Consider the following 21,926-nt stretch of genomic DNA (forward strand, 5'->3'; position numbering starts at 1 on the left):
CGATCGCGCCGTCCATGTCGATGGATCTCGCGTCCTTGCTCGGCGATGTGCGTTCTGCCGGTGCGTGGGGCAACGCGTACAAGCTCTGGCAGGGGGCCGTCGCTCCCGCAGACTTCATCAACGCGGAAGAGATTGAGCGGTTGCTCACCGCGAGTCTGATTCGCTGGCCGTACTTCATGGTCCTTCAGGACGGGCAGCGGCCGGACCCTGCTGGCTATACCGTCGCCCGCGACGTTATCGGGCAAAGCCGCGGCGGGTTCGCCGACGCCGCGAAGATCCGCCGGCTGATGCGGCAGGGTGCCACCCTCAAACTGAGCCAGTTGTCGGATTGGCACCGCCCGACCCGCAAGGCGGTGCAGGCGATCGAGAAGGTCATTCCCGCCGCCGTGGCGACGTACGTCTTCTGGACGCCCCCCGGACAGCGAGGAATGCTGCCGCACCGGGACGCCTCACACGTCCTCGCGTTGCAGATGGAGGGCCGCAAGGAGTGGCGTCTGTACGCCCAGCCCGGCCAGATCGTGAGCACCGCGGGTCTCGACGTCGATGCCCGCCAGCCCAGCCACACCATTGTGCTCGAGCCTGGTGATGCCCTCTACCTGCCACACGGCTGGCCACACGACGCGAACGCCGTCGACGGCGAGTCCTCGCTGCACCTGACCTTCACGCTGACCGAGCCGACGCCGGACGACCTGATCGAAGCGGTGCTTCGGCGCTTCTGTGCTCAGCACCATGACCTCGTCCACCGCCACCACGCGCGGACGCTTCAACAGAAGTCCGAGGAAGTACTGACGGCGTTGGCCACAGTGATCGACGGCTACGATGCCGACGCCTGGCTCGAATCGGCGCTCTCCGAGATCCGGAAGGCGGTCGGATGACCAACAGAACCGTCGAAGCCACCGCACAGCCCACCACACCTCTTCGCCTCGAAGACTTCGTCGGCGACGTCGACGACTTCTTTACCGAATACTGGGCGCGCGAACCCGCGTTTTTTCGTGCACAAGCGGACTTGACCACGCTTATCAGCGAACAGGAGATGTGGGACGAGCTGGAATGCGGATTGCTGAGCCGTCCGTACTTCACTGTCTTCGACCACGGCACCCGTGCGGCCATTTCCGACATCACCACAACGCGCACTGTCGTGGGCCGTGAACTGCAAGGCTATGCGGACCCTGTCCGGATCCGACAGCGCTTCGATGCTGGCGGCACGCTCAAGTTCAGCCAGGCAGAGCACTGGCATCCGCGAATCCGCACACTCGTCAAGGGCCTGGAGCCACGGTTTCACGGTGGACTGGAGGCTTTCGTCTTCCTCAGTCCCCCGGACCGGACTGCCATGTCGGCGCACACCGACGGCGCGCACGTGTTGATTCTTCAGGTCTCCGGCACGAAGGACTGGGTGCTGGGGCGCCTTGACGGGACGTCGCACAGCGACTCGACCCTCCATGAAGGCGAGATCCCGCCAGAGCTTCGAATCGAACGGACGCTCCAGCCGGGCGACGTGCTGTACATGCCGCACGGGTGTCCGCACTATGCCACCGCGCGCAACGGCAACTCGATCCACGTCGCAATCACCATTGAGGAGCCCAGCTCGGTGGACCTGGCGAGTGTTTACCTCGCGGGGCTGCTCGGCGACCGGCGCTACGATGCCATCTTCGCGAACCATCACACCGAAGGAACTCTCGCAACCATCCAGCGACTACGCTCCGCTCTTGGGTCGTTCCTGGCCGATAGCGACAGTTCGAAAGTCCTCGATAAAGCTGTCAACCTGCGCCGGACGCACAGGTGAGCACATCCGCAGTGGCAGCGCGCAATGACATGCGGACCTGCCCCGTCGCGGAGACGCGGAGCCGTCTCGAACCCCTGCTTGCAGCGCGCGGCATCACGAGAGTTGCCGAGCTCACCGGGCTCGACGTGATCGGAGTCCCGGTCTTCTCTGCGATCCGCCCTGCGGCAGCGACGCTCGTCGCCAGCGCCGGAAAGGGACGCGACCCGGACGCGGCGTGGGTGTCCGCAGTCATGGAGTCCCTGGAGGTCCGCGCGGCCGAGCAGTACCGGCCGCCGGTCGCGATGCGTGGCACCGCAAGGTTCGTCGAAGCCGGCTACGGCGTCCGTGAACTCGCCCTTCATCCGCTGTCTCTTGTCGACGACACGACGACACTGGCGTGGACCCAGGCCTTCGACCTCCGCAGCGGCCAGCCGAGCCTGGTGCCGGCTGCTGCCGTGGGCCTTCGCGGCTGGACCGGGGACTCGTGGTGCCCGCCGCTGTTCGTGACGACAAGCAACGGTCTTGCTGCCGGCAACGACGCTGACGAGGCCACCGCTCACGCGTTGCTGGAGCTGATCGAGCGCGACGCCCTCGCTCATGCCGAGGGCGCGACCCGCACGGCGGTGGCGCCGAACTCGCTCGGCGAGGGCGCCTCGCGACTCGCCCACCAGGTAGCGGCGGCGGGTGGCGTCCTCGAACTTGAACCCCTCGCCAGTCTCCTCGGCGCCCCCGCCTACGTCTGCTACCTCACCCAGGAGGAGATGCCACAGGTCTTCGGCGGCACGGGATGTCACGTCGACCCGGCGCTCGCTGCCGAGCGCGCGATTCTCGAAGCGGTGCAGAGCAGGCTGTCCTTCGTGAGCGGGCTCCGCGACGACCTCGCCCCGACCTCCTATCGGCCGTCCCTCACCGCCACCGCACGGCGCTCGCCCCGGCCGGTAATCGAGATGGCTCCTCAGCGGAGAAGTGCTGCCAGGGCGTCAGCGCGCGAGGTGTGCGAGCGGTTGACCGCCGTGATCGCCCAGCACACGAAGCGCCCTATCCTACGGGTCGACTTGACGCCCCCAGACGAGCCGTTCCCCGTGGTCGTGCAGATGTTCGCGCCGGGCCTTCGACGCTCCCCCTCGGCGCCGCCGCTGCCACCCGACGAGCAGTTCCGGCCATGACACGCCGCTGTTTCGCCTTCATCGGTCCCTCGCTCGCGGCGGGTGACCGTCCTGAGCTGCCGGGCGTGGCATACAGGCCGCCCGCGCGCCATGGCGATCTCTTCGGCCTCGACCTTCGACGTGGCGACTCCGTGCTCATCGTCGACGGTCTGTACCAGCATGTCGCCCCACTGCGGCACAAGGAGATCCTTGCCGCATTGGCCGGGGGTGTACGCATCTATGGCGCGGCGAGCTATGGGGCGCTGCGCTCGGCGGAACTCGCGGACCACGGCATGGTGGGCGTCGGCCGTGTTGCGGCGGGGTACCGCTGCGGTGAACTGACCTCGGATGCGGATGTCGCGGTGCTCCACAGCGACGACGAGGCCTGCCGCCCATTCACGATTGCACTGGTCTCCCTCCGTACGGCTGCCCGAGCCCTCGCGGAGGTCGGCCGGATCGACCATGCCGCGGCGGACGGGGTGATCGCGATCGGTTCCGCTCTTCACTACACCGAGCGTGCGCCCCAGGCGCTTCGAGCCTGGGCGGCGGACGCCAACGTTGGTGAGGCGATGGACGCAACGCTGGCCGAGCTCATGGCAGGGCGCGACATCAAACGACAGGACGCGCTGGAAGGACTACGACGCCTTGGCAGAGGGGCCGGCGGCACCGATGCCTTGTCAGCGACACGCTGGGACTCCTCGTTCGGGGCCGAGACAGCGTTTGAGCACGCGCCGGTCGCGGCCAGCAGGGTCACAGGACGGCGGCTGCTCGCCTGCCTCCAGGTGTTCGCGTCCGACTATCCCGAGCGCCACCGCGCATACGTCTACCGGATGGCGCGGGCATCGGCGTCGGGCCCCGGCGCTGGGCCTGTCCTCGCCTCGGCAGGGTTCGACGTCCCTGCCGTGGCTGCCGGACGCTATGCAGGCAGGACGCGGGCGACCGAGCACTGGTCGCGGGAAGAGAGGGTCCTGGTCCGGACGTTCCGCCTGCCACCCGGTCGCTGCGTCTACAAGAACCTCCCTCCCGAAGCCCTCGGCGGACGATCACTGGCCGAAGTCCTCAAATACTCTGCGGATCTCATGCCCCCGTATCCCGTTGAACGGCGGCTCACAGGTGCGGCACTTGCCAGGCTCTGGGGTGCGACAACTGATGAAGAACTTCTTTTGTCGGCCCTGGAACGGGGATTCCGGGACCTCAACGAAGCGGTCGCCGTCGGTCGGACCCTCGATCTGTCACTGGATACTTCCCGGTGACATCACTTGCCGCGGCGGGACTCGTCGAACAGTTGGTCCGCGCGCCCAGGTTCTCCGCCGTAGAGGCCTACGACGGCGCGACTATCGTCATGCGTGCCGACGTGGCGAGCCAGCGCACCGACCGGATCCTGCCGGTGCTGCGTTGCTACCGCCTGGAGGAGAGCGAAACCTGGTCGGTGGCATGGTCGGTCCGCGGGTATGCGGCGGCGCTCAATGGAGACTCCGCGGTGGCTTATGCCACGGTGCGCGGCGGTAGACACGAAATTCGTCGATGGGAGCCCACCGGCGAGGACATCTCGTGGCAGGTGCTGCCTGGACAACTCGGAGCCATGGCCTTCGACCCCGCGACTGGAGACCTGGCCTGCACGGTACGTACAGCGGACACCGAGAACGGCGCCCGTCGTCCGACCGCGTTCACGCGATCGGACGCGGCCTGGTTCGACGACCAGAGTGCGGCACTCGGCACGGCATCGCACGGCGTCGCTGTCTGGCAGGTGTGCGTGTTGCGGACTGACCTGTCGGTCATCCCCGTCGCCGCCGATGACGTCACGCTGACCGGCGAGCTCGCATGGTTGAGCAGCGGCAGACTGGTGCTCGGGGCCGCCCGGTATCTGTGCGACGGGAGGCGACGGTTCGGACTGCTTGTCACTGATTCCCGCCATGAACCGCGGGTCGTCTTCGACTCAGAACTCGACCTGACCAGTCCAGTCGCCGCGCCGGACGGCAGCAGGTTGGCCTGTGTCGGTACGACGGTACCGACCGGACACGAGCCGATGACGCAGAAGCCCTGCCTCCTCACCGACGGCGACGCCGTGTCCACCCTTGACACTGGGGACGACCGGTGGCACCGGCCCGTCGGTTGGGCCGACCCGTCACGACTTTGCTGTGTTGCCGAGGACGGAGCGCGGCGGAGATTGGTCGTCCACCACCTCTCGACAGGCCATCGGTCCGCAGTGAGCTTGTCAGCCTCGGTGGTCGACGCGGCTCCGACCGCAGCCGGTTCCGCCGTCATCGTCTCGTCCCCGGGGAGCCCACCCGTGCTCGGAGTCGTCGATCACGCCAGCGGGGCATTCGCGGAAGTACAGCGCACGCCGGGGATTGAGGCTCCCGGACGCCTGCGGCGCGTACCGCTCACAGACGTTGAGACCGGGCTGTCTCTCTCCGCGTGGCTGTGCGAGCCACCGGGGCCACCGCGAGCCCTCGCGGTGGTGTTCCACGGCGGGCCTCTCAAGAGCTGGACGGATTGGCCCTGGCGGTGGAACCCGTGGCCACTCGTCGCTACCGGACTCACGGTGGCACTCGTCGACCCTCCCATGTCCTTGGGCTATGGTTCTGCGGCCGTGGCGGCTGGTTGGCGTCGGTGGCGCACCGGTATCGCGGAGGTCGCGGCGAGGCAGGTACGTGAGGTTCGCCGCGTCACGGCGCTCCAGGACGCGCCACTCGTACTGCTCGGAGGGAGCTTTGGCGGCTACCTGGCGCTCGTCACTGCTGGGGTGCTCCGTCCCGACCTGGTCGTGGCACACGGTAGTCCGGGGGACCTCCGGCATGTTGCGTCCGTGAGCGACGTTGGGTGGCAGTGGATCCGCGAGTACGGCGATCCCGACACCGAACGGGATCGCTACGACGATCAGAGCCTGCCAGCCGCCGGCATTCCGCCGGGGACGAGGGTGCTGCTCTCGCATGGCGTCAATGACGGGCTCGTCCCGGCCAGCGAATCAGTGCGGATTCATCGTTCTTTGGTCCGGCAGGGCATCCGGAGCGAATTGGTGCTCTTTCCTGGGGAGGCACACCCCGTTTCTCAGCCGAGCAATCTCATGGCCTGGTTCGCCTGGATCCTTGGTGCATGCAAGGACCAACTCGGCAACTACCGCCCGGCGCAGGGGCCCACGTGACAACCGAGCTCGTGACCCGGTCGACGCTGGTACGCGGCTTGGCCGAACTGGGGGTGGGCGCGGGCCGTGTCGTGCTGGTCCATGCATCACTGTCGCGATTCGGCTACGTGGTCGGCGGCGAGCACACCGTCTGCCTGGCGTTGGAGGAAGCACTCGGACCTCGAGGGACAATCGTGATGCCCGGGTTCTCACCCCAGCTCGTGCACCCCGCCGCGTGGCGCCCGGCCCGCCTGAACGGGGTTGATCCCGGCGTACTGGCCGACGACATGCCCTCGTTCGATCGAGCTTCGACTCCGGTGGCGGCGACGATCGGGGCCGTGGCCCAATGCTTGCGGGCGATGCCGGGCACGCAGCGCTCTGCCCATCCGCACACGTCGTTTCTCGCACGGGGGATCGATGCTGAGGGCATTGTGACGGACCACCCGCTGGAATACCGACTCTCGACACTCGGACCACTGGGGCGGTTGTGGGCCCTGGACGCGGTCGTTCTCATGCTGGGTGTTCCCTGGTCCAAATGCACCGCGATCCACATCGCCGAGTACAAGGCCCCTTATCCAGGACGTCGGCAGGGCCGCTGGCCGGTGCCGGTTGCAGGCCCCGCCGGGGTGCGCTGGATCGCCGTTCCGGAGCTAGTCGTCTGGGAGGGAGACTTCGAGCGGCTGGGGCGCGATTTCGAGCAGGCGCATTCTGAGTCGGTGCGACGATTCCGGATCGGTGACGCTGACTGCGTCGCAGCGTCGCTGCGGGACCTCGTGCGGTTCGCGGTGTGCTGGCTGCCCGCGCACCGCGACCTGCGGGGCCTTGCCGACCCGCCGGGCTGGTCCGGCATCGAGTCAGCAGAGGGCGTTCTCCCCGGCGCATGAACGTCCGGCACACGGCCGCACTCCTGCGGACCTGCCATGCTGAGAGCTCGTCACAGGATTTTGATGGGATGTTCTGGTCAGCCGTGACGGGTGCGACTGTTATTGGCGGAGCACACTTGTTGCGCGAGTGTCGTATCCCGGGACTCAGTGGTCCCCTGAGGCTCTGGCGGTGTGAAACCCGCTGGTCTCTGTACGAGGCCGGGCGCGATGCTGCACACGTGATCGATCGAGAAACCGTAGTCCAGATCGTTGAAGAACAGCTGAAACGCGACTACGAGACGGACCGCTCGGTGCGCCCGGACCCGATGCTCATGGCCGTCGCGGAAGTGGAAGAGCACGAGCTGGTATGGATCGTCTCCTGGACGTCCAAGGAGTACCTGCGCACCCGGAATCCGGAATTCATGCTGGCCGGAAACGGTCCTTACCTGGTAGATCGACTTGACGGAAGCCTGCACCAGATCGGCGTCGTCTCGGTGGTAACCGATGGATGGCAGGACGACTACAGAACCCGCATCCGCGGCCAGGTTGTGCGGACCGCGGTAGATGATCTACAGGATGAGGTTCGTGGTGTGGCGGCTACTCGTGGGCGGATCCATGCCACGCACGCCCTGCGTCAGCGACTGCCAGTGCTGTCTCTTGCCGAGGCCATCGAGTACGTGGGCGCCTAGGAGAACGGCACCGTTCCGGATCAGGTTGCAAGGGTCGCCACGAAAGAGCTGGTGCCCCGGTCGATCCGGTGCTGTCTGCGACCTCATGACGAGCGTGTGCAGCCCATTCTCGATGCGAGCGCGGCCCAGGTTCAGAGGCGACGTGTGAGTGCCTTGTCCCCGGGCTCCCCGACCGCGCTGGCCGTGGCGTGCCCCGACTGCGGAAGCGCAGCCGGTGAAGCCTGTAGATCGCCACGTGGCTCGCATCGCGGGCGGGTGGAGCGGGCTGCCGGCCGTACGTGACGCACTTGTGGTCAAGCCCGCCGATGAAGCCCTGGCCGGGCCCAGGGATGGACGTAGAGCCTTCTCTCACTGCCGGTCCCGTCGGCGTCTCAGGCGTAGGTGGCGTCGAGGAGACCGGCGGCAACCCCGCCCAGGGAGACACGCGAACGCAGGGAGCGGGAATGGCGGCGACACCGACGCACGGGGCATAAGTACTGCACAACCATCAACGCCCGCCGTCTCCTGCATGCGGAGCCGGGTCAAGGCCGGTTGGAGCAGTACATCCTGCCAGGTGATGCCGCCTGTGGTGGCATTACGCCATGAAAGATCCCTTCTCCTCGGCGGAGGCATCAACCCTGCTGGCCCCCGTGGGCTCCGTGGACCGGGACGCCGCGCGCCGCGGGGTCGCCGACCGTGCCAGCGACCGCGGCGACCTCGCACAGCCGCTCGACCTCCTCGGCCTGTGGCCAAGTGGTGACCCGGCCGCACGAGGAACGGCCAGCACACGGGCGAGGGTGGGCAAGGACCGGGCGGGCTGACAACCAGGCAGAACCGAACCGGCAGTGACCTCGCCATCACCCAAACCTCCTGAGCAAGCCCGTGCCGTCTCGGGCGGCAGGAACCTTGAGCAGCCGCTCCGGTCGCGGGTCAGGCACGTCACAACCCCACCTGCGCCGACTGCGGCTGTACGCGGCCCAAGCCCACGGCTGCGGCACCCCAGGACCGCGACCGGCGACTGTGCGATTCGCGCCGCCGCTGAGAGGCAGATCCGGGAGGGCGTGCGTGAGCCCGAGACGCTCCTCGCGGATGGGTAGGCCGAGACGACCCCTCCGCGCGAGGAGGCAGGCCGGCAGCGCGCGAGCGGCTCGTCGATGCGCTGGCCGTAGCCCGGGTGCGCGTCGGGAAGGCCGGACTCAGCCCGCTGCCGGTGCCGTCGCTGGTCAGCTCTTGCGGGTCAACGGCTGCCCGGCGAAGCTCACCCCGGCCAGGCCATGGGTCATGAGGTTGCGGATGTTGCCGTGATCAGTGTCGTTCGGCGTCGCCAGCACGCTGCGGTAGTGCTCACCGAATGCCTGCAGTGCTTCTTGGTCGCTCAGCCCTTCCAGCAGGGCCAGTCCCAGTGTCTTGCAGGAACCCTCGTTCTCACCTGCGGCATTTGCCAGTTCCCCGTTGCGGAACGCCTGCGGCCGATACGTGTAGTGCGCGGCGACGAAGGCCAGGGTGTCGGCGAACTCGTGCTCACCCGACGCAAGGCTTGCCCGCAGCGAGTTCAGGTCTGTCATGTCGGTTCCTTCGGGTTGGACAGACGATCCGATTGCCGTCCGTGACCGGGGGACAATACCTCCCTTGAGGCCAGCCGGTAGGAATCGGGCCACATGTCGGAACGAGTAGCATCTCCGCAGGTCACGAGGTGCGTCTGGGGGATCCGCCGAGAGCCGGTGTCGGTCCGGGCGATCGACCGCGGGGGCGGTGCGGGGTCGGGCGGTGGCGTTGTCAGTGCGGGGCAGGATGATGACCTACATGACCGAAAACAGTGCCCTGCTCTCTCCTGCCGCCTACGTGGAGGCCGTGACCACCGCCGTGGCGGCGTCGGCCGCGTACTACGGCGACGGGACCACCCCGCTCGGCGACGACGAGTACGACGGGCTGCTGCGCGCCATCGCGGCCTACGAGGAAGCCCACCCGGACGAGGTGCTTGCCGAGTCGCCGACCGGGAAGGTGGCGGGCGGGGCCGTGCAGGGTGACGTGCCGCACTCGGTGCCGATGCTCTCCCTCGACAACGTCTTCGACGCCGACGAGCTCGCCGAGTGGGCCGCAGGATTGGAACGGCGTCTCGGGCACCCTGTGGCCGCCTGGTGTGTGGAACCGAAGCTCGACGGCCTCGCGGTGGCCGCCCGGTACCGGGGTGGTCGGCTCGTTCAGGTCCTCACCCGCGGCGACGGACTGGCCGGCGAGGACATCACCCACACCGCCGACGCCGTCCTCGGTCTGCCGTCGGTACTCACCAAGCCGATCGACGTCGAGTTGCGCGGCGAGGTGCTGCTGACGACCGAGCAGTTCGAGGAGGCCAACCGGATCCGCCTCGCCCATGAGGCCACGCCCTTCGCGCATCCGCGCAGCGGAGCGGCAGGCACCCTGCGGGCCAAGGACCGCCCCTACCGGATCGAGTTGACCTTCTTCGCCTACAGCGCGATCGGCCTGGACGACCTCGGCCACGTCGCTCTGCTGGAGAACCTGGCCGCGCTCGGCGCGAACACGGCCGCCAGCACGGCCGCCGCCCCGATGCGTTGCGAGACCGTGGAGCAGGTGCAGGAACGTATCGACGTGATCGCCGGCCTGCGCGGCGACCTGCCGTTCGGGATCGACGGTGTCGTCGTCAAGGCCGACACGGCCGAGGACCAGCGGCAGGCCGGCAACGGCTCGCGCGCCCCGAGATGGGCGGTGGCCCGGAAACTGGCGGCCGAACACAAGGTGACGCGCCTGCTGGCGGTGGAGTGGAACGTCGGCCGGACCGGGATCATCGCCCCGCGCGCCGTTCTGGAGCCCGTGGTCATCGACGGGGTGACGGTCACCTACGCCACGCTCCACAATCCGTCCGACATCACCCGTCGCGGGCTCATGATCGGTGACCAGGTGTTCGTGTACCGGGCCGGCGACGTGATCCCCAGGGTCGAGGCACCGCTGGTCGACCAGCGCACCGGCGCCGAGAGCCCGATCGCCTTCCCCGAGATGTGCCCCCGCTGCGGCGACGCGATCGACACCTCCGAGCAGCGATGGCGGTGCGTACGCGGCCGGAGCTGTCAGGCCGTGGCCTCGGTGATCTACGCCGCCGGCCGGGACCAGCTCGACATCGAAGGTCTCGGCGGCACGCGCGCGATCCAGCTGGTGGAAGCCGGTCTGGTCAAGGACGTGGCCGACCTGTTCACGTTGACCCGCGAGCAACTCCTCGGTCTGGAGCGGATGGGTGAGACCAGCGCCGCCAACCTCCTGTCCGCGATCGAGACGGCCCGCGGGGCCGCACTGAGCCGCGTGTTCTGCGCCCTCGGTGTCCGCGGCACCGGGCGCACGATGTCCCGCAGGATCGCCGCACACTTCGGCTCGATGGCCGCGATCCGCGCCGCCGACGCGGACACGCTGGCCGGGGTCGACGGCATCGGCACCGAGAAGGCCCGCGTCATCGCGGCCGAACTCGTCGAACTCGCCCCGCTCCTCGACAGGCTCCAGGCCCAACAGGTCGGCACCCAGGTCACCGAGCCGCAGAAGCCCGCGACCGACGCGACCGACGCGAACGACGGCGAGGACTCGACGGGCGGCCCGCTGGCCGGACAGGCCGTCGTGGTAACCGGCTCCATGACCGGGCCCCTTGCGGTGTTGTCCCGGAACGAGATGAACGAGCTGATCGAGCGGGCGGGCGGAAAGGCATCGTCGTCGGTGTCCAAGCGCACCACCCTCCTGGTGGCGGGCGAGAAGGCCGGCTCCAAGCGCACCAAGGCCGAAGAACTGGGCATCCGCATCCTCGACCCGCAGGAATTCGCCGTCCTCGTCGCCGACCTCCTCCCCACCACCTAGCGGTCGCTGCCACCAGCCCTCGCCCCGGCCCTGAGGGGTGGGCATCCGAGCCGGGTGAGAGGGATCGGTCGGCGCGCTGTTCGAGGGTGACGCGCCTGCGGCGACGGGAAGTCTCGCTCGACGCGATGTCGCTGAGCGCGCGGGGCTACTGCCCTCCCGAAGCCGGCGCAATCCGCAGCGCGCCGCGGCTGGGCCAGGTCAGGTCCCAGAGCGTCGCTGTTGTTTCGCCGGTCCAGGGAGCGATCAGCGACTCGGCGTCATGAACGCGACCGCGGAGTCGGCGCGATACGGCGCCGTCTGACTGGTGTTGGTCGGCGAGCTGGGGCAGCGGATGCCACCGGCCAGCGGACGGCGGCGGCCCGAGATCCCGGCAGGCGGTCAGCGCGCGAGCGCCGACCAGGCGCTCAGTCCTAGCTTGCCGGTGTCGCCCAGATCCACGGGCTTGTTCAGCCGCAGGGTCAGCCGGGACGCGCCCGGCTTGGGGACGAGCTCCAGCACGCGCCCCTCGACAGCGGGCACGGTCGAGTCGGTGACCAGATTGCGCCACAGTAGCCCCGTCGTGGCGGCCTGGCCCGGCTGGAGCGTCACCCGCTGCAGCGGCGAGTCCCCGTCGGCGGCGGACGAGGTCACGCCGTTCGTACCGTGCCCGATGTCCACCTGGAGGGGCCGGCCCTCCCCGTCCAGCAGCCGGATCTCCGGGTAGCCCTCCAGCACGTACGCCGCCGAACCGCAGTTGACCAGCTGGAAATCGGCCGCCCGTAGCCCCATCGCCGCGTTCCCCTCACCCTCGGCCAGCCGCACCCCGCCCTCCGGGCATGGCTCCGCCCTACCCGTGGGCAGCGACTCCCCGATCGCCTCCATGACCGAGTCGCACCCCACAAGCACCCACGCCAGGACCAGGGCACTCGCCCCCGCCACCACACCGATCCGCTTCGCCCGCCCCTGTCCACGCATCCATCGACCCTACGTCCCAACTCCGCGGCGGGGAGGCTCTGCCTGCCGTTCCCGGCCGCAGGCCAGTTAGCTTGCCTGGCTCCACGCGGCTCTACACCCGGCCGACGTAGTTGGGGCCTCAGGTCCCGTTCCTCACGTTCTGGTGATCGGACGAGCGGCACCGGTGGCGGATAGCCGCTACGGGTGATCCGCGCATCAGAGGCTTCTACGAGCTGGTTCAATCAGCTGAACTGCTCAGTGGCGGGACTTTCTCCACACGCGGCTGCGCAACCGTCTCGACGCCGCCCTCCAGGCCCGCGAAGCCGGACGTCAAACCTGATCAACGCTTACGGCCTCGGTGCCATCACCTACTTCCCCACCAAGGCGCCGCGGGAGTCACCGCGCACCGCAAACTTCCCGAGTGCGACCGGACTCCCCGCGTCAGACGTATTCACCGCACGCACGGACGTTGAAGACCCGTACGCGCCCGAGAGCGACGCAATCACCATCGGAAGCCGATTCGATCACTACGGACTCCAGTGTCCCGACGAGAGCCGGCCATGGTGGAGTCTCGGCTACCTCTTCACGTCACTGCTCGCCCTGGACCCCGCTTCGGGGAAGGTGTACGCCTTTGCTGAAGGCGCCGTCGACTACATCGGTCGGTCATGACAACGATGTGGACTCGGAGGTGCTCGCAGCTCGCTTCCGCCAAGCCGTCGAGGCCTTCGACTCGACTCCGTTCGCCGATGAAGAAAGCCAGTGGAGCCTCTCCATGGAAGAGCTCGAGCACGGAATCTGGTGAAGCGCGCCGCTGAGCGGCGCGATGCGAGCGCAACCCCCGACGAGCGCCCGCCCGAGAGGGCTGGCCCCGCGACAGGGCAGCCGGGAGTGATGCGTCCCCCGGGTGAAGACTCACCTCTGATGGGGATGCCGGGATTTCGGTGGCCCGCTGCCGCCCGGGGGGTGGGGATTGCGCGCCACCCGCGCAGTGTCGGTCCGCCCGCGGGCTCAGGTGAGGGCGGCGGCCAGCAGTGCGAAGGCGGCGATGATGACGGCGACGCGGATGTAGTGGTAGCGGTCCCAGCGGTTCGCCTGCTCCTTCCAGTCGGCGGGCCGGTTCTCGGGGGTCCACGTCTTGTTCCGGTTGTTGATCGGGACGAGCAGCAGGAGCGACATGATCACACTCAGGATCAGCAGCGCGCCGGCGGTGACGACGAGGCCGGCGCCGGGGCGGTGCCATCCGGCAACGGCCCAGACGGCGGTGAGGGCGACCGAGCCGATGTACCAGACCGGCATCACGGCGCCGAGCATCCGGCCCCCGTGGGCGCGGCCGAGTTGGCCACTGTCCTCGGGGAGGGCGTTGAGGATCGGGTTGATGACGAAGGCGACGGAGAACTCCACCCCCACCATCACGCCGACGACCACGATGGTGAACACCTCGAGCGCGCTGAGCATGATGACCCCTCCTGGAATCTAGCGTTGCTAGCTGATGGGGCAACGCTAGCGCTGCTGTCGCTCGATTGTCTAGCGATGCTAGGATCGAATCATGTCGGTACAGGAACGCAAGCAGCGCGAACGGGCGGAGCGCGAGCGACTCATCGTGGCGACAGCCCGTGAACTCGCCGAGCAGCAGGGGTGGGACGCGGTCACCACCCGCCGCCTCGCCGAGCGCATCGAATACAGCCAGCCCGTCCTCTACAGCCACTTCCGCGGCAAGCGCGAGATCATCGGCGCCGTGGCCTTGGAGGGCGCCGCCGAGATGGCCGCGGCGCTGCGGGCCAAGGCCTCCGCCACAGAAGGCCTCCGCACCCGGGTCACCGCCCTCGCTCGCGCCTACCTCGACTTTGCCGAGCGCAACCCGGCGGTCTACGACGCCATGTTCCAGCTCGACGGCGGCTTGGCGTTCGCGAGCGAGGACACCCCGGAGCCGCTGAAGGACGCCTTCGCCGCCCTGCTGGAGACTCTCGGCGAGGTCTCCGGGGAAGGCGTCCACCCGGGACTGTTCACCGAGCTGTTCTGGGCGGCCCTCCACGGGCTGGCCACCCTGACCCGGGCGGGACGGCTGCCGCCTGGTGACGCCGAGCGGAGGGTGGAACTGCTGGTGGACCGGCTCGCCATGGTCTGACACACCGTCCCGGCGGGAACGTAGTCGGGGTCCGCGGGCCCTGTTGCCTCCCTGCGGCATCGCTTCCGGCCACTCGAGCCCACACGGCGCAGCCTCAGATCGCCGGGCCCCCGTACCGCAGACGTGCACGCGCGCAGGAAGCCGCGGTGTTCATGGATCACGACCCGATACCGGCGTCGGGACTGGTGAGCTCGCATGTTCAGGTGTCGCGTATTCGCAGCCGAGCCCAGATGAGGCTCGCGCTGAGTGACCTGCCCGAGCTCGGCGGCACCCGGCAGCCTGCCGGTCGGCGATTGGCATGATGGGCGACGGCAAGTGCTCAGATTCCCTAGAGGAGCGACTATGGCGTTTGAGCCCGAAGCCGGATTCGGAGTCGCCGAACGGGGCGAGTGGTGCTATGCGCCGGCTGCCGGCGTCGGACCGCTTCGGTTCGGTATGACCGTCGACGAAGTGGTCGAGGCAGCTGAAAAGCTCGGCCAGGCGAACGTCAGCGATGGTGCACGGGACCACGCGATCTTCTCGCCAACTTGGAAGGTCGAAGTCCACCGTCGCGGGGTCGCTCCTGCTCCGCCTGCCGTCACGGCCTATGTGAGCCAGGCTGTGGGCTTGTTTTGCATCGCTGCCGACGCCGTGCAGGGTCCCCAGATCGCATACGACGGTCTCCCGCTGGTCGGGAGGGGCATGGCGGAGCTGGAGAGCAACGCAATCGCCTATGCCGAGGCGATGGACGTGCAGTTTCGCCTAACGCCCGAGGGCTACGCAGCACCGGATGATCCTGGGATCGTCATGCGCGCACAACGGGTCGGGGAGATCCTCCGATCGCGTCCGCTGTTCATGGTGCCGCGCGATGGCGCGAATACTGAATGGGACTCGTTGCCCTCCGAGGAGTACCACTTCAACGGCCGCCCTCCGAGAAGTACCACGCCAACGGACAGTCCATGGACCGACACGGTGTGACCCGTGAAGAGGGGAAGAGGGGAGACGCTCGGGTAACGCTGCCCCGCCGTTCGGGGACGGGTTCGGGCGCCGGCCAATGCACGAAGTCGAGTTCCTTGATCACATTTGTCGCTGCGGTTCGTGCAGCCGGGCTCTGATGACGGCCTGTAGCGATCACTGGCTGTGGTTACCCGGGGCATACCGGCTCGAGGTTCCGCCAGCTTCGGTGACCAGGCGGGTGGCGGTCTTGTCGTGATAGCCGAGCGCTTTCGCGATGACGGGGGCCGGTGCCTGGAGGACGAGCTGACGGATTTGCGGAGGCCCTGCCGCGCCGCGGAGGGACGCCGATCTCACGCAGGTGCGCTTGGAGGCTGACCGGGTCCATGGGCTGTCCTGGCTGGCGGCCGGGGAAGAGCCACTGTGAGCTCCTGCTGCTGGCGTAGGGCAGGTGTTGCCGGGACTGGATGTAGGCCCGCATCAGGTCGGCGACGGGCTGGGGCAGCGGTGACGGCGGGTCTCCAAGCAGGACGGTGAAGGTGATCTCGTCGTCGATGGTGAGGCGGACGATCCGGCTGACGGGTTGCGCGTAGAGGAGAACGGGCGCGGCTGCGACCCGGGCCCGCAGGGGCAGCGAGTCGTCGTTGAGGACCCGGCGGAGAATCGCGAGCCGGCGGTGCTGGTGCAGCGGTTCCGAGTCCTGGGTGATGACCGTCGGCGGCAGTGTGAGGCGGGGCATCCGGCCGGTCTTCATGCACCACCGCAGGAAGTAGGGGTTGTTGCGTGCCCGGCCGGTAAACGGCCTTGCTGCGTGCGTGGTTGCAGTTGGCCATTGAGATACTTCGGCCCATGGACGCGAGTGCGGGGGCGGACGGGATACGGCCGGGCCGTCCCGTGGAATGGGCGCTGCGTTGCGCAGAGTCGGCGGATGTCGAGGCGTTCGCGGAGCTGCGGGCAACGGTGATGCGCCCGGACCTGGAGCGGCTGGGACGGTTCGACGAGTATCGGGTCCGGCAGCGGCTGCGGGATTCCTTCTCCCCGCAGCACACGTCGGTGATCGTGGCCGATGGCGCCTTCGCGGGCTGCGTCACTGTGCGACCGGCCGAGGACGGGCGGTGGCTGGAGCATTTCTATCTCGCTCCGGCCCTCCAGGGCCGGGGGCTCGGATCGGCTGTGCTGCGAACACTGCTGGAACGGATCGATGCCGACGGCGTGCCCGTTCGCCTGAATGTCCTGCAGGGCAGCGCCGCCCGGCGGCTGTACGAGCGCCACGGGTTCACCGTGGAGGTTCAGGACCCGATCGACGTCTACATGGTGCGACGGCCGGGTGTTCAGTCACAGGAACGTCAGTCCTCGGTTTCCTCGCCGCCGCCGTCCGCCGCCGGGTCGCGCACTCGATCACCGGCTGCTCGGTCCGGTCGTCCAGGCGGCGGATGAGTGCGGAGGCGAGGTCAATGCAGCGGGTGGCCCCGGAGTTGAGGGCGGCGCCGAGAGCGGCGCGGGCGGTGGCTGACAGCCAGGCCGCCCGCCTGCGCAGAGCCCTCACCATCTGGCTCCCAACCCGACTTCTACGCGACCCAGCAGTACAAGCCGTGGCCCTGCGTGTCCATCCCGCGGGCCAGCGCGCCCAGGCTTCCCAACATCTCGGCGGCCACATCACATTCGATCGCCTCGCCGTCCTCGGTCCGCTGCCGGGCCCATTCCGCTGCGACCTCATGCAGTCGGGGAGGTTCCGCCTCGGCCAGAGCGTCCACGAGGCGAGTGGAGAGTGCGAAGACGGAACCTCCGTCATCGTCCTCACCAGCGACGATTCGCGGTTCGCCGGCCTCCAGGAGTTCTTCGAACCCGCATCCGGAGAAGAGGCATTCCCACTCGACCACGGCTTCTTCGGAATCGAAGTTGCCAAACGAGAGGGACTCGACAGTGCGTCCCGGCCCGGCCCCGACGACGAGGGCGGCCGCCGCATCGTCCGGGGCCACGAAGAACTTCACGAGGGTGCTCACCGGTGCATGATGCCTGACTGACCAGACCGGACTGGACCCCCATCACCATGATGGGTCGGGCAACTCCTCGGGGGAGTCGGGCTCGGCGACCCATCCGGCCGCCAGGACCAGCCGCGAGGTCCGGTGGACGGTCAGGAACCCGAACGGCCGGTCGAAGCGGACCTCGGCCCGGCGCGCCCGGTACGGGGGCCGGGTCGGCGCGCAGCCGGCCACGGCACCGAAGGCGGTGACGGCCGCGGCCTCGAAGCCCTCGGCGTGGAACCGCGCCAGTGCGGACTGCCGCGCCGAGGCGATGGCCAGCGGTTGGGGGCTGATGCCGGGGAAGTGGCCGTGGTCCCTGTCGGTGGCGGTTTCCAGTCCGAACAGCCGGGCGTGCTCCAGGAGGTCGTGCTCGGACCGCACCTCGAAGGCCACCGTCTCGATGCCCAGCCGGGGTTCGGGGGAGTAGGCGGCCACGGTGCCGACGGCCAGTCCCGGACCGGGGCTCCCGTCCGGGAGCAGGCTCGCGCCCGTGGCGGGGAGGGCCTTGGTGACGGCGGCGATTCCGGTGGTGAGCGTGTCGCCGACCGGTGCGCCGGGCTCGCCCAGCACGAGGTGGACGTCCACTCCCGCCGTCCCGACGACCTCCAGCAGGGTGACCGCACCGGACGGGCCGTGCGCCACCCGGACCCGGTCGAGCAGGGAGGTGCTCCGGAGCAGCGTGCGCACGGGCCGGCCGGCCCACGGGCCCGCGGACGGCTCCCCGTACGCCTCGTGGAACGGCTGGATCCACCTCAGCCGCAGCGTGAGCGCGGAGGCGAGGACCAGCAGGCTGTCCTCGTCGAGGAGCACCGGCATGCGCTCGATCAGCCCGCCCGTCCGGTCCGACGCCCACGCGTCCAGCGTCTTGGCATCGGCCTCCGGGTCCCCGGTCAGCGTGCCCCGGGCGCCGGCTGGGAGCTGCGCCGACCAGGCCTCCTCCAGCGGGAGTCCGGCCTTGGCCCACAGCCCGGTCGCCGTCCGCAGGCCCCGTACGCCGGCCAGCGCGGCCAGCAGCTCCCGGGCGGCCCCGGCCGCGGCGTCGGCGGGTATGCCCACGGCGTGCGCCAGTTCGGCCCGGGCCGGACCGCCCGAGCCGTCCGCGAGCAGGGCGAGCAGCGGCCAGACCCCGGCCGCGGTGAACACGGTGCCCGTGTCCTCTGCCGGGGCCTGTGCGGTGGCCCAGCGCGTCGTCAGGTGATTGACCGCCCGTACCGTCGAGTTCCTCATGCGGGGGAGCGTACGTGGAGGGACGCCGCCGGGGCGGATGGTTTTCCGCGGCCCGGCGGCGCCGGTCAGCGCCCGCGCAGCCCGCGGTCGACGGCCGTCATCAGCTCGCCGTCGGAGGTGTCGGCGTCGAGCGACCAGAACATCGCGCCGCCCAGGCCGTGTTCGCGGACGTAGGCGGTCTTGTTGCGCAGCACCTGCGGGTCGTCGTAGGTCCACAGGGTGGTGCCGTCGAACAGCCAGGCATGGCCCCCGCGCCGGTCCCGGTGGACCTGGTAGCTGCCGGAGTCGGCCAGCTTCTTCAGCTCCTTGTAGTCCTCGTACCCGGCGGACCAGGTGGCCGGCGCCGGGCCCGTGGCCGGCTGTCCCATGCCGTCCCCGCCGCCGCTGACGCCGGTCCAGCCCTGCCCGTAGAAGGGCATGCCCATCACCAGCTTGTGCGCGGGCGCTCCCCGCAGGCGCCAGGCGTCCACCGTGCCGTCGACGCTGAAGTCGCCCCGGGCGTAGAGCGCGGACTGCTGGGCGGTCCTGGATTCGCCGGAGACGTGGAAGTCGTAGCCCTGGAGGGTCACGAAGTCGAGGTCGCGCATGATCCGGCGGACGTCGAAGCCCGCGTCGATCTTGGCGGGCGCGGTCGGGACGAAGGCGGTCAGCTCGTACTTCGTCTTCTTCCGCCCGCTCTTCGCGTACGCGTCGAGCTGGGTGCGGAACTCCTTGACGAGCTCGGTGAAGTTGCGCTTGTCCTCCGGCCGGAACTTCGTGTCGGTGTCGCCCGCGGAACCGGGCCACTCCCAGTCGAGGTCGATCCCGTCGAACACGCCGGCGGCCGCTCCCGCGCCGCCGCGGCTGCCGTCCTGCGGGAGGTTGCCCTTGATGTAGAGGTCGATGCACGACTCGACGAAGGCCTTGCGGGAGGCCGGGGTGAGCGCGGCGTCCGAGAAGTGGGTGGACCAGCTCCAACCGCCCAGCGAGATCAGTACCTTGAGGCCGGGATGCTTGGCCTTGAGCTCGCGCAGCTGGTTGAAGTTGCCGGCGAGCGGCTGCTCCGGGGTGTCGGCGACCCCGTCGACGGAGTTCTCGGCGTCCAGCGGGCGGACGTAGTCGGCCCATGCGTCGGCCTCGCCCGGTACGTTCCCGGTGAAGCACGTGCCCTGCGGGCTGACGTTGCCGAACGCGTAGTTGATGTGGGTGAGCTTGCCGGCGGAGCCGTTCGCCTCGAGGTCCTGGACCTGGAAGTCCCGTCCGTAGACGCCCCACTGGGTGAAGTAGCCGACCTTCTTGTACGAGCGGCCGGGTCCGCTCGCCCCGCCGCCGTCCGCACCGGCGGCGGGCGCGAAGGCGGTGAGTAGGGAGAGGGAACAGGCGGCGACGGCCAGCCTGCCGAGCATGCTGCGGCGCATGGGCTTCCTTTGCGGAGGCGGGAAGTGGGCGTGAGCGCGTGCGCGGTGCATGCCGGAAACTATTGGTCTGGACCAGAGCGGTCAAGGGGGCGGCCGAAACTCGCTCGCCGGGGGTCCGGGGTTGGCACGCCCTACGGGCGCGGGTCCTGGAGTGAGCCCAGGCGCGGGTCCGGGCGCGGGTCCTGCGGGAGGCTCCACTGGCCCACGTCGTCGGCGAGGCCGCCGTTGAGGGCGAACTGGACCGCGGCCAGGTCGGCTTCCTCGGGGAGCCGGAAGGTGATGAAGCCCTCCGTCGTGGCGCCGGGGTCGAGCGTGACGGTGTCGGGGAGGTTCGCGCCCGCCGTCGTGGGTTCGTTGAGCCCGGTGAACCGCTGCCCGTCGCTGTCGAGGAGGTGGGCGGACGATGCGGGGGAGTCCCGGTAGACGGCGGTGCCGGTGTTCTCCAGCCGGAACCGGACGGCGACGAGCCGGTCGGATCCATCGGGCGGGGGCGGGGGTGTGGGGGCGAGTTCGGGATCGGGTTCCGGGTTGGGTACCGGGTCCGGTTCGGGGTCGGCCGGGCTCGCCGGGTCGACCACCTGCGTGAGGGTGACGTCGAGCCGCTGGCCGGGCTCGTTCCCGGCGAGCGAGATCGTCTCGCCGGAGCCGCCGGGGGCCGCGCCCAGCAGGACGGGGGCGAGGAGGGCGAGCGCGACCAGGGAGCCGCGGAGGCGGCCGCAACGCCGCGACGCGCGGCCCGGACTGCCCGGATGGCCCGGACGGCCTGACCCCCGGCTTCGGGGTACGGACCAGCCCCCCGTCGCACGGTTCACCCTGCTCACGATCCTCCGCACCCTCGGCTCCCGCCACCTACGAGCCCGCCGCCCCGGACCCGTAGGCTGGGCGCCGGGCCCAGGAAGGGCTTGAGGAAGGGCTCGAGGCACAGGGCTCGAGGAAGGGCTGGGGGAAGGTTCATGGAAGGACGGCTCGTGCGGTTCCTCGCATCCGGCGATCCGCTCGCCGTCGCCGTCACGGCCGCGATCCGCGCCGGCGACCTGCCCGGCCTGCGGGACCTCCTCGAAGCGCACCCGGGACTCGCCTCCGCGCGGATCGTCGAGCGCGGTGCGGCGGCCGGCGAACGCAGCCTGCTGCACATCGCCACCGACTGGCCCGGCCACTGCCCCCGCACGGCCGCGGTCATCCGTACGCTCGTCGCCGCCGGAGCCGACCCGGCGGCCCGGTTTGCGGGGGCGCACGCCGAGACCCCGCTGCACTGGGCGGCGAGCAACGACGACGTGGCCGCCGTCGACGCCCTCGTCGCCGCCGGGGCCGACGTCAACGCCCCGGGCGCCGTCCTTGGCGGTGGTACCCCGCTCACTGATGCCTGTGGCTTCGGCCAGTGGCGGGCGGCGCGCCGACTGCTCGCCCTCGGAGCGCGCCCCGACCTGCAGGACGCCGCCGCCCTCGGTCTGCTCGACCGGGTCGAGGAGTTCCTGGCGGCCGGGGCCGCCCCCGAGGACGTCACCGGTGCCTTCTGGCAGGCCTGCCACGGCGGCCGGCTGCCCACCGCACGCCTTCTGCTGTCTCACGGAGCGGACATCGACTGGATCGGCTACGGCGGGCTCACCCCGCTCGACATCGCCCTGACGAGTGAGAACGCCGAACTGATCGAGTGGCTGGAGAGCTCCGGGGCCCACACCGGCGCGCGACTCGCACCCGGTTGAACGGGAAATAGAGTGGATCTCCGGGGCGGGCCGTGCCAAGGTTGGTCCCACCGAAGGGGTGTAGCTCAGCTGGTCAGAGCGCCGGTCTCCAAAACCGAAGGCCGCAGGTTCAAATCCTGCCGCCCCTGCCACGCCGAACCGCAGGTTCGCGGAGAACGCCCGGACGAGAG

The 21,926-nt window shown here is 69.6% G+C and carries 22 protein-coding genes and 1 tRNA gene; 16 read left to right on the forward strand and 7 right to left on the reverse strand.

What is annotated here, in order from left to right; genetic code table 11:
• The first annotated feature begins 14 nt into the window (after positions 1-14).
• The 8 genes from ACIPYQ_RS11520 (at position 15) to ACIPYQ_RS11555 (ending at position 8,383) form a co-directional block, all read left to right on the forward strand.
• A complete protein-coding gene (locus ACIPYQ_RS11520; RefSeq protein WP_401248955.1) occupies positions 15-875 on the forward strand; it encodes a JmjC domain-containing protein in 861 nt (286 codons plus the stop codon).
• Positions 872-1,783, forward strand: coding sequence for a JmjC domain-containing protein (locus tag ACIPYQ_RS11525; protein ID WP_401248958.1), 912 nt, complete (start codon positions 872-874; stop codon positions 1,781-1,783). The genes ACIPYQ_RS11520 and ACIPYQ_RS11525 overlap by 4 nt, the downstream gene beginning before the upstream one ends.
• Entirely contained in the window at positions 1,780-2,928 is a 1,149-nt protein-coding gene (locus tag ACIPYQ_RS11530) for a YcaO-like family protein (protein ID WP_401248961.1), read from the forward strand. Before ACIPYQ_RS11525 ends, ACIPYQ_RS11530 begins: the two co-directional genes overlap by 4 nt.
• Positions 2,925-4,160, forward strand: coding sequence for a TfuA-like protein (locus tag ACIPYQ_RS11535; RefSeq protein ID WP_401248964.1), 1,236 nt, complete (start codon positions 2,925-2,927; stop codon positions 4,158-4,160). Before ACIPYQ_RS11530 ends, ACIPYQ_RS11535 begins: the two co-directional genes overlap by 4 nt.
• On the forward strand, positions 4,157-6,052 hold the full coding sequence (locus tag ACIPYQ_RS11540; RefSeq protein WP_401248967.1) for an alpha/beta hydrolase family protein: 1,896 nt from the start codon (positions 4,157-4,159) through the stop codon (positions 6,050-6,052). The genes ACIPYQ_RS11535 and ACIPYQ_RS11540 overlap by 4 nt, the downstream gene beginning before the upstream one ends.
• Positions 6,049-6,915, forward strand: coding sequence for an aminoglycoside N(3)-acetyltransferase (locus ACIPYQ_RS11545; RefSeq protein WP_401248970.1), 867 nt, complete (start codon positions 6,049-6,051; stop codon positions 6,913-6,915). Before ACIPYQ_RS11540 ends, ACIPYQ_RS11545 begins: the two co-directional genes overlap by 4 nt.
• A gap of 218 nt (positions 6,916-7,133) precedes the next feature.
• Positions 7,134-7,583 (forward strand): YrhB domain-containing protein, encoded by a 450-nt coding sequence (locus ACIPYQ_RS11550; protein WP_401248973.1) that lies wholly within the window; start codon positions 7,134-7,136, stop codon positions 7,581-7,583.
• A 581-nt stretch (positions 7,584-8,164) separates the two neighbouring features.
• Complete coding sequence (locus ACIPYQ_RS11555) at positions 8,165-8,383, forward strand: hypothetical protein (protein ID WP_401248976.1); 219 nt, start codon at positions 8,165-8,167, stop codon at positions 8,381-8,383.
• A 402-nt stretch (positions 8,384-8,785) separates the two neighbouring features.
• Here ACIPYQ_RS11555 and ACIPYQ_RS11560 read toward each other — a convergent pair whose 3' ends face one another.
• Positions 8,786-9,127, reverse strand: a complete 342-nt coding sequence (locus tag ACIPYQ_RS11560) for a HopJ type III effector protein (RefSeq protein ID WP_361766065.1) — start codon at positions 9,125-9,127, stop codon at positions 8,786-8,788.
• 229 nt (positions 9,128-9,356) lie between these two features.
• Between ACIPYQ_RS11560 and ligA the strand changes: the two genes are divergently transcribed.
• Complete coding sequence (ligA, locus tag ACIPYQ_RS11565) at positions 9,357-11,414, forward strand: NAD-dependent DNA ligase LigA (RefSeq protein WP_401248980.1); 2,058 nt, start codon at positions 9,357-9,359, stop codon at positions 11,412-11,414.
• A gap of 378 nt (positions 11,415-11,792) precedes the next feature.
• Here ligA and ACIPYQ_RS11570 read toward each other — a convergent pair whose 3' ends face one another.
• On the reverse strand, positions 11,793-12,368 hold the full coding sequence (locus ACIPYQ_RS11570; RefSeq protein ID WP_401248983.1) for a DUF4232 domain-containing protein: 576 nt from the start codon (positions 12,366-12,368) through the stop codon (positions 11,793-11,795).
• Positions 12,369-12,605: 237 nt separating this feature from the next.
• On the opposite strand from ACIPYQ_RS11570, the gene ACIPYQ_RS11575 reads away from it, so the two are divergent.
• Complete coding sequence (locus tag ACIPYQ_RS11575; protein WP_401249377.1) at positions 12,606-13,016, forward strand: SUKH-4 family immunity protein; 411 nt, start codon at positions 12,606-12,608, stop codon at positions 13,014-13,016.
• Complete coding sequence (locus tag ACIPYQ_RS11580; protein WP_401249384.1) at positions 12,979-13,149, forward strand: hypothetical protein; 171 nt, start codon at positions 12,979-12,981, stop codon at positions 13,147-13,149. Before ACIPYQ_RS11575 ends, ACIPYQ_RS11580 begins: the two co-directional genes overlap by 38 nt.
• 206 nt (positions 13,150-13,355) lie before the next feature.
• Here the strand turns inward: ACIPYQ_RS11580 and ACIPYQ_RS11585 are convergent, their stop codons facing one another.
• On the reverse strand, positions 13,356-13,802 hold the full coding sequence (locus ACIPYQ_RS11585) for an anthrone oxygenase family protein (RefSeq protein ID WP_401248986.1): 447 nt from the start codon (positions 13,800-13,802) through the stop codon (positions 13,356-13,358).
• Positions 13,803-13,893: 91 nt separating this feature from the next.
• Here ACIPYQ_RS11585 and ACIPYQ_RS11590 point away from each other — a divergent pair, with 91 nt between their 5' ends.
• From ACIPYQ_RS11590 to ACIPYQ_RS11600, 3 genes are all read left to right on the forward strand, one after another.
• A complete protein-coding gene (locus ACIPYQ_RS11590) occupies positions 13,894-14,472 on the forward strand; it encodes a TetR/AcrR family transcriptional regulator (protein ID WP_401248989.1) in 579 nt (192 codons plus the stop codon).
• A 342-nt stretch (positions 14,473-14,814) separates the two neighbouring features.
• On the forward strand, positions 14,815-15,429 hold the full coding sequence (locus ACIPYQ_RS11595) for a hypothetical protein (protein ID WP_401248992.1): 615 nt from the start codon (positions 14,815-14,817) through the stop codon (positions 15,427-15,429).
• Between the two features lie 825 nt (positions 15,430-16,254).
• Positions 16,255-16,842 carry a GNAT family N-acetyltransferase gene (locus ACIPYQ_RS11600; protein WP_401248995.1) on the forward strand — a complete coding sequence of 196 codons (588 nt, stop codon included), beginning with the start codon at positions 16,255-16,257 and terminating at the stop codon, positions 16,840-16,842.
• A 131-nt stretch (positions 16,843-16,973) separates the two neighbouring features.
• Here ACIPYQ_RS11600 and ACIPYQ_RS11605 read toward each other — a convergent pair whose 3' ends face one another.
• The 4 genes from ACIPYQ_RS11605 to ACIPYQ_RS11620 all read right to left on the reverse strand — a co-directional run bounded on the left by ACIPYQ_RS11605 (position 16,974) and on the right by ACIPYQ_RS11620 (position 20,865).
• The gene (locus tag ACIPYQ_RS11605) at positions 16,974-17,408 is read right to left on the reverse strand and encodes a hypothetical protein (protein WP_401248998.1); all 435 of its coding nucleotides are present in this window, start codon (positions 17,406-17,408) and stop codon (positions 16,974-16,976) included.
• 42 nt (positions 17,409-17,450) lie between these two features.
• Positions 17,451-18,656, reverse strand: a complete 1,206-nt coding sequence (locus tag ACIPYQ_RS11610) for a serpin family protein (protein ID WP_401249001.1) — start codon at positions 18,654-18,656, stop codon at positions 17,451-17,453.
• Positions 18,657-18,721: 65 nt separating this feature from the next.
• Positions 18,722-20,053 carry a glycoside hydrolase family 18 protein gene (locus ACIPYQ_RS11615; protein WP_401249004.1) on the reverse strand — a complete coding sequence of 444 codons (1,332 nt, stop codon included), beginning with the start codon at positions 20,051-20,053 and terminating at the stop codon, positions 18,722-18,724.
• A 131-nt stretch (positions 20,054-20,184) separates the two neighbouring features.
• Positions 20,185-20,865, reverse strand: a complete 681-nt coding sequence (locus ACIPYQ_RS11620) for a hypothetical protein (RefSeq protein ID WP_401249007.1) — start codon at positions 20,863-20,865, stop codon at positions 20,185-20,187.
• Between the two features lie 141 nt (positions 20,866-21,006).
• On the opposite strand from ACIPYQ_RS11620, the gene ACIPYQ_RS11625 reads away from it, so the two are divergent.
• Positions 21,007-21,756, forward strand: a complete 750-nt coding sequence (locus tag ACIPYQ_RS11625) for an ankyrin repeat domain-containing protein (protein ID WP_401249010.1) — start codon at positions 21,007-21,009, stop codon at positions 21,754-21,756.
• A gap of 54 nt (positions 21,757-21,810) precedes the next feature.
• Positions 21,811-21,887: transfer RNA gene (locus ACIPYQ_RS11630), tRNA-Trp, on the forward strand.
• Positions 21,888-21,926 lie beyond the last annotated feature (39 nt).

It is taken from the genome of Streptomyces sp. NPDC090045, assembly GCF_044747975.1.
GTDB lineage: Bacteria > Actinomycetota > Actinomycetes > Streptomycetales > Streptomycetaceae > Streptomyces.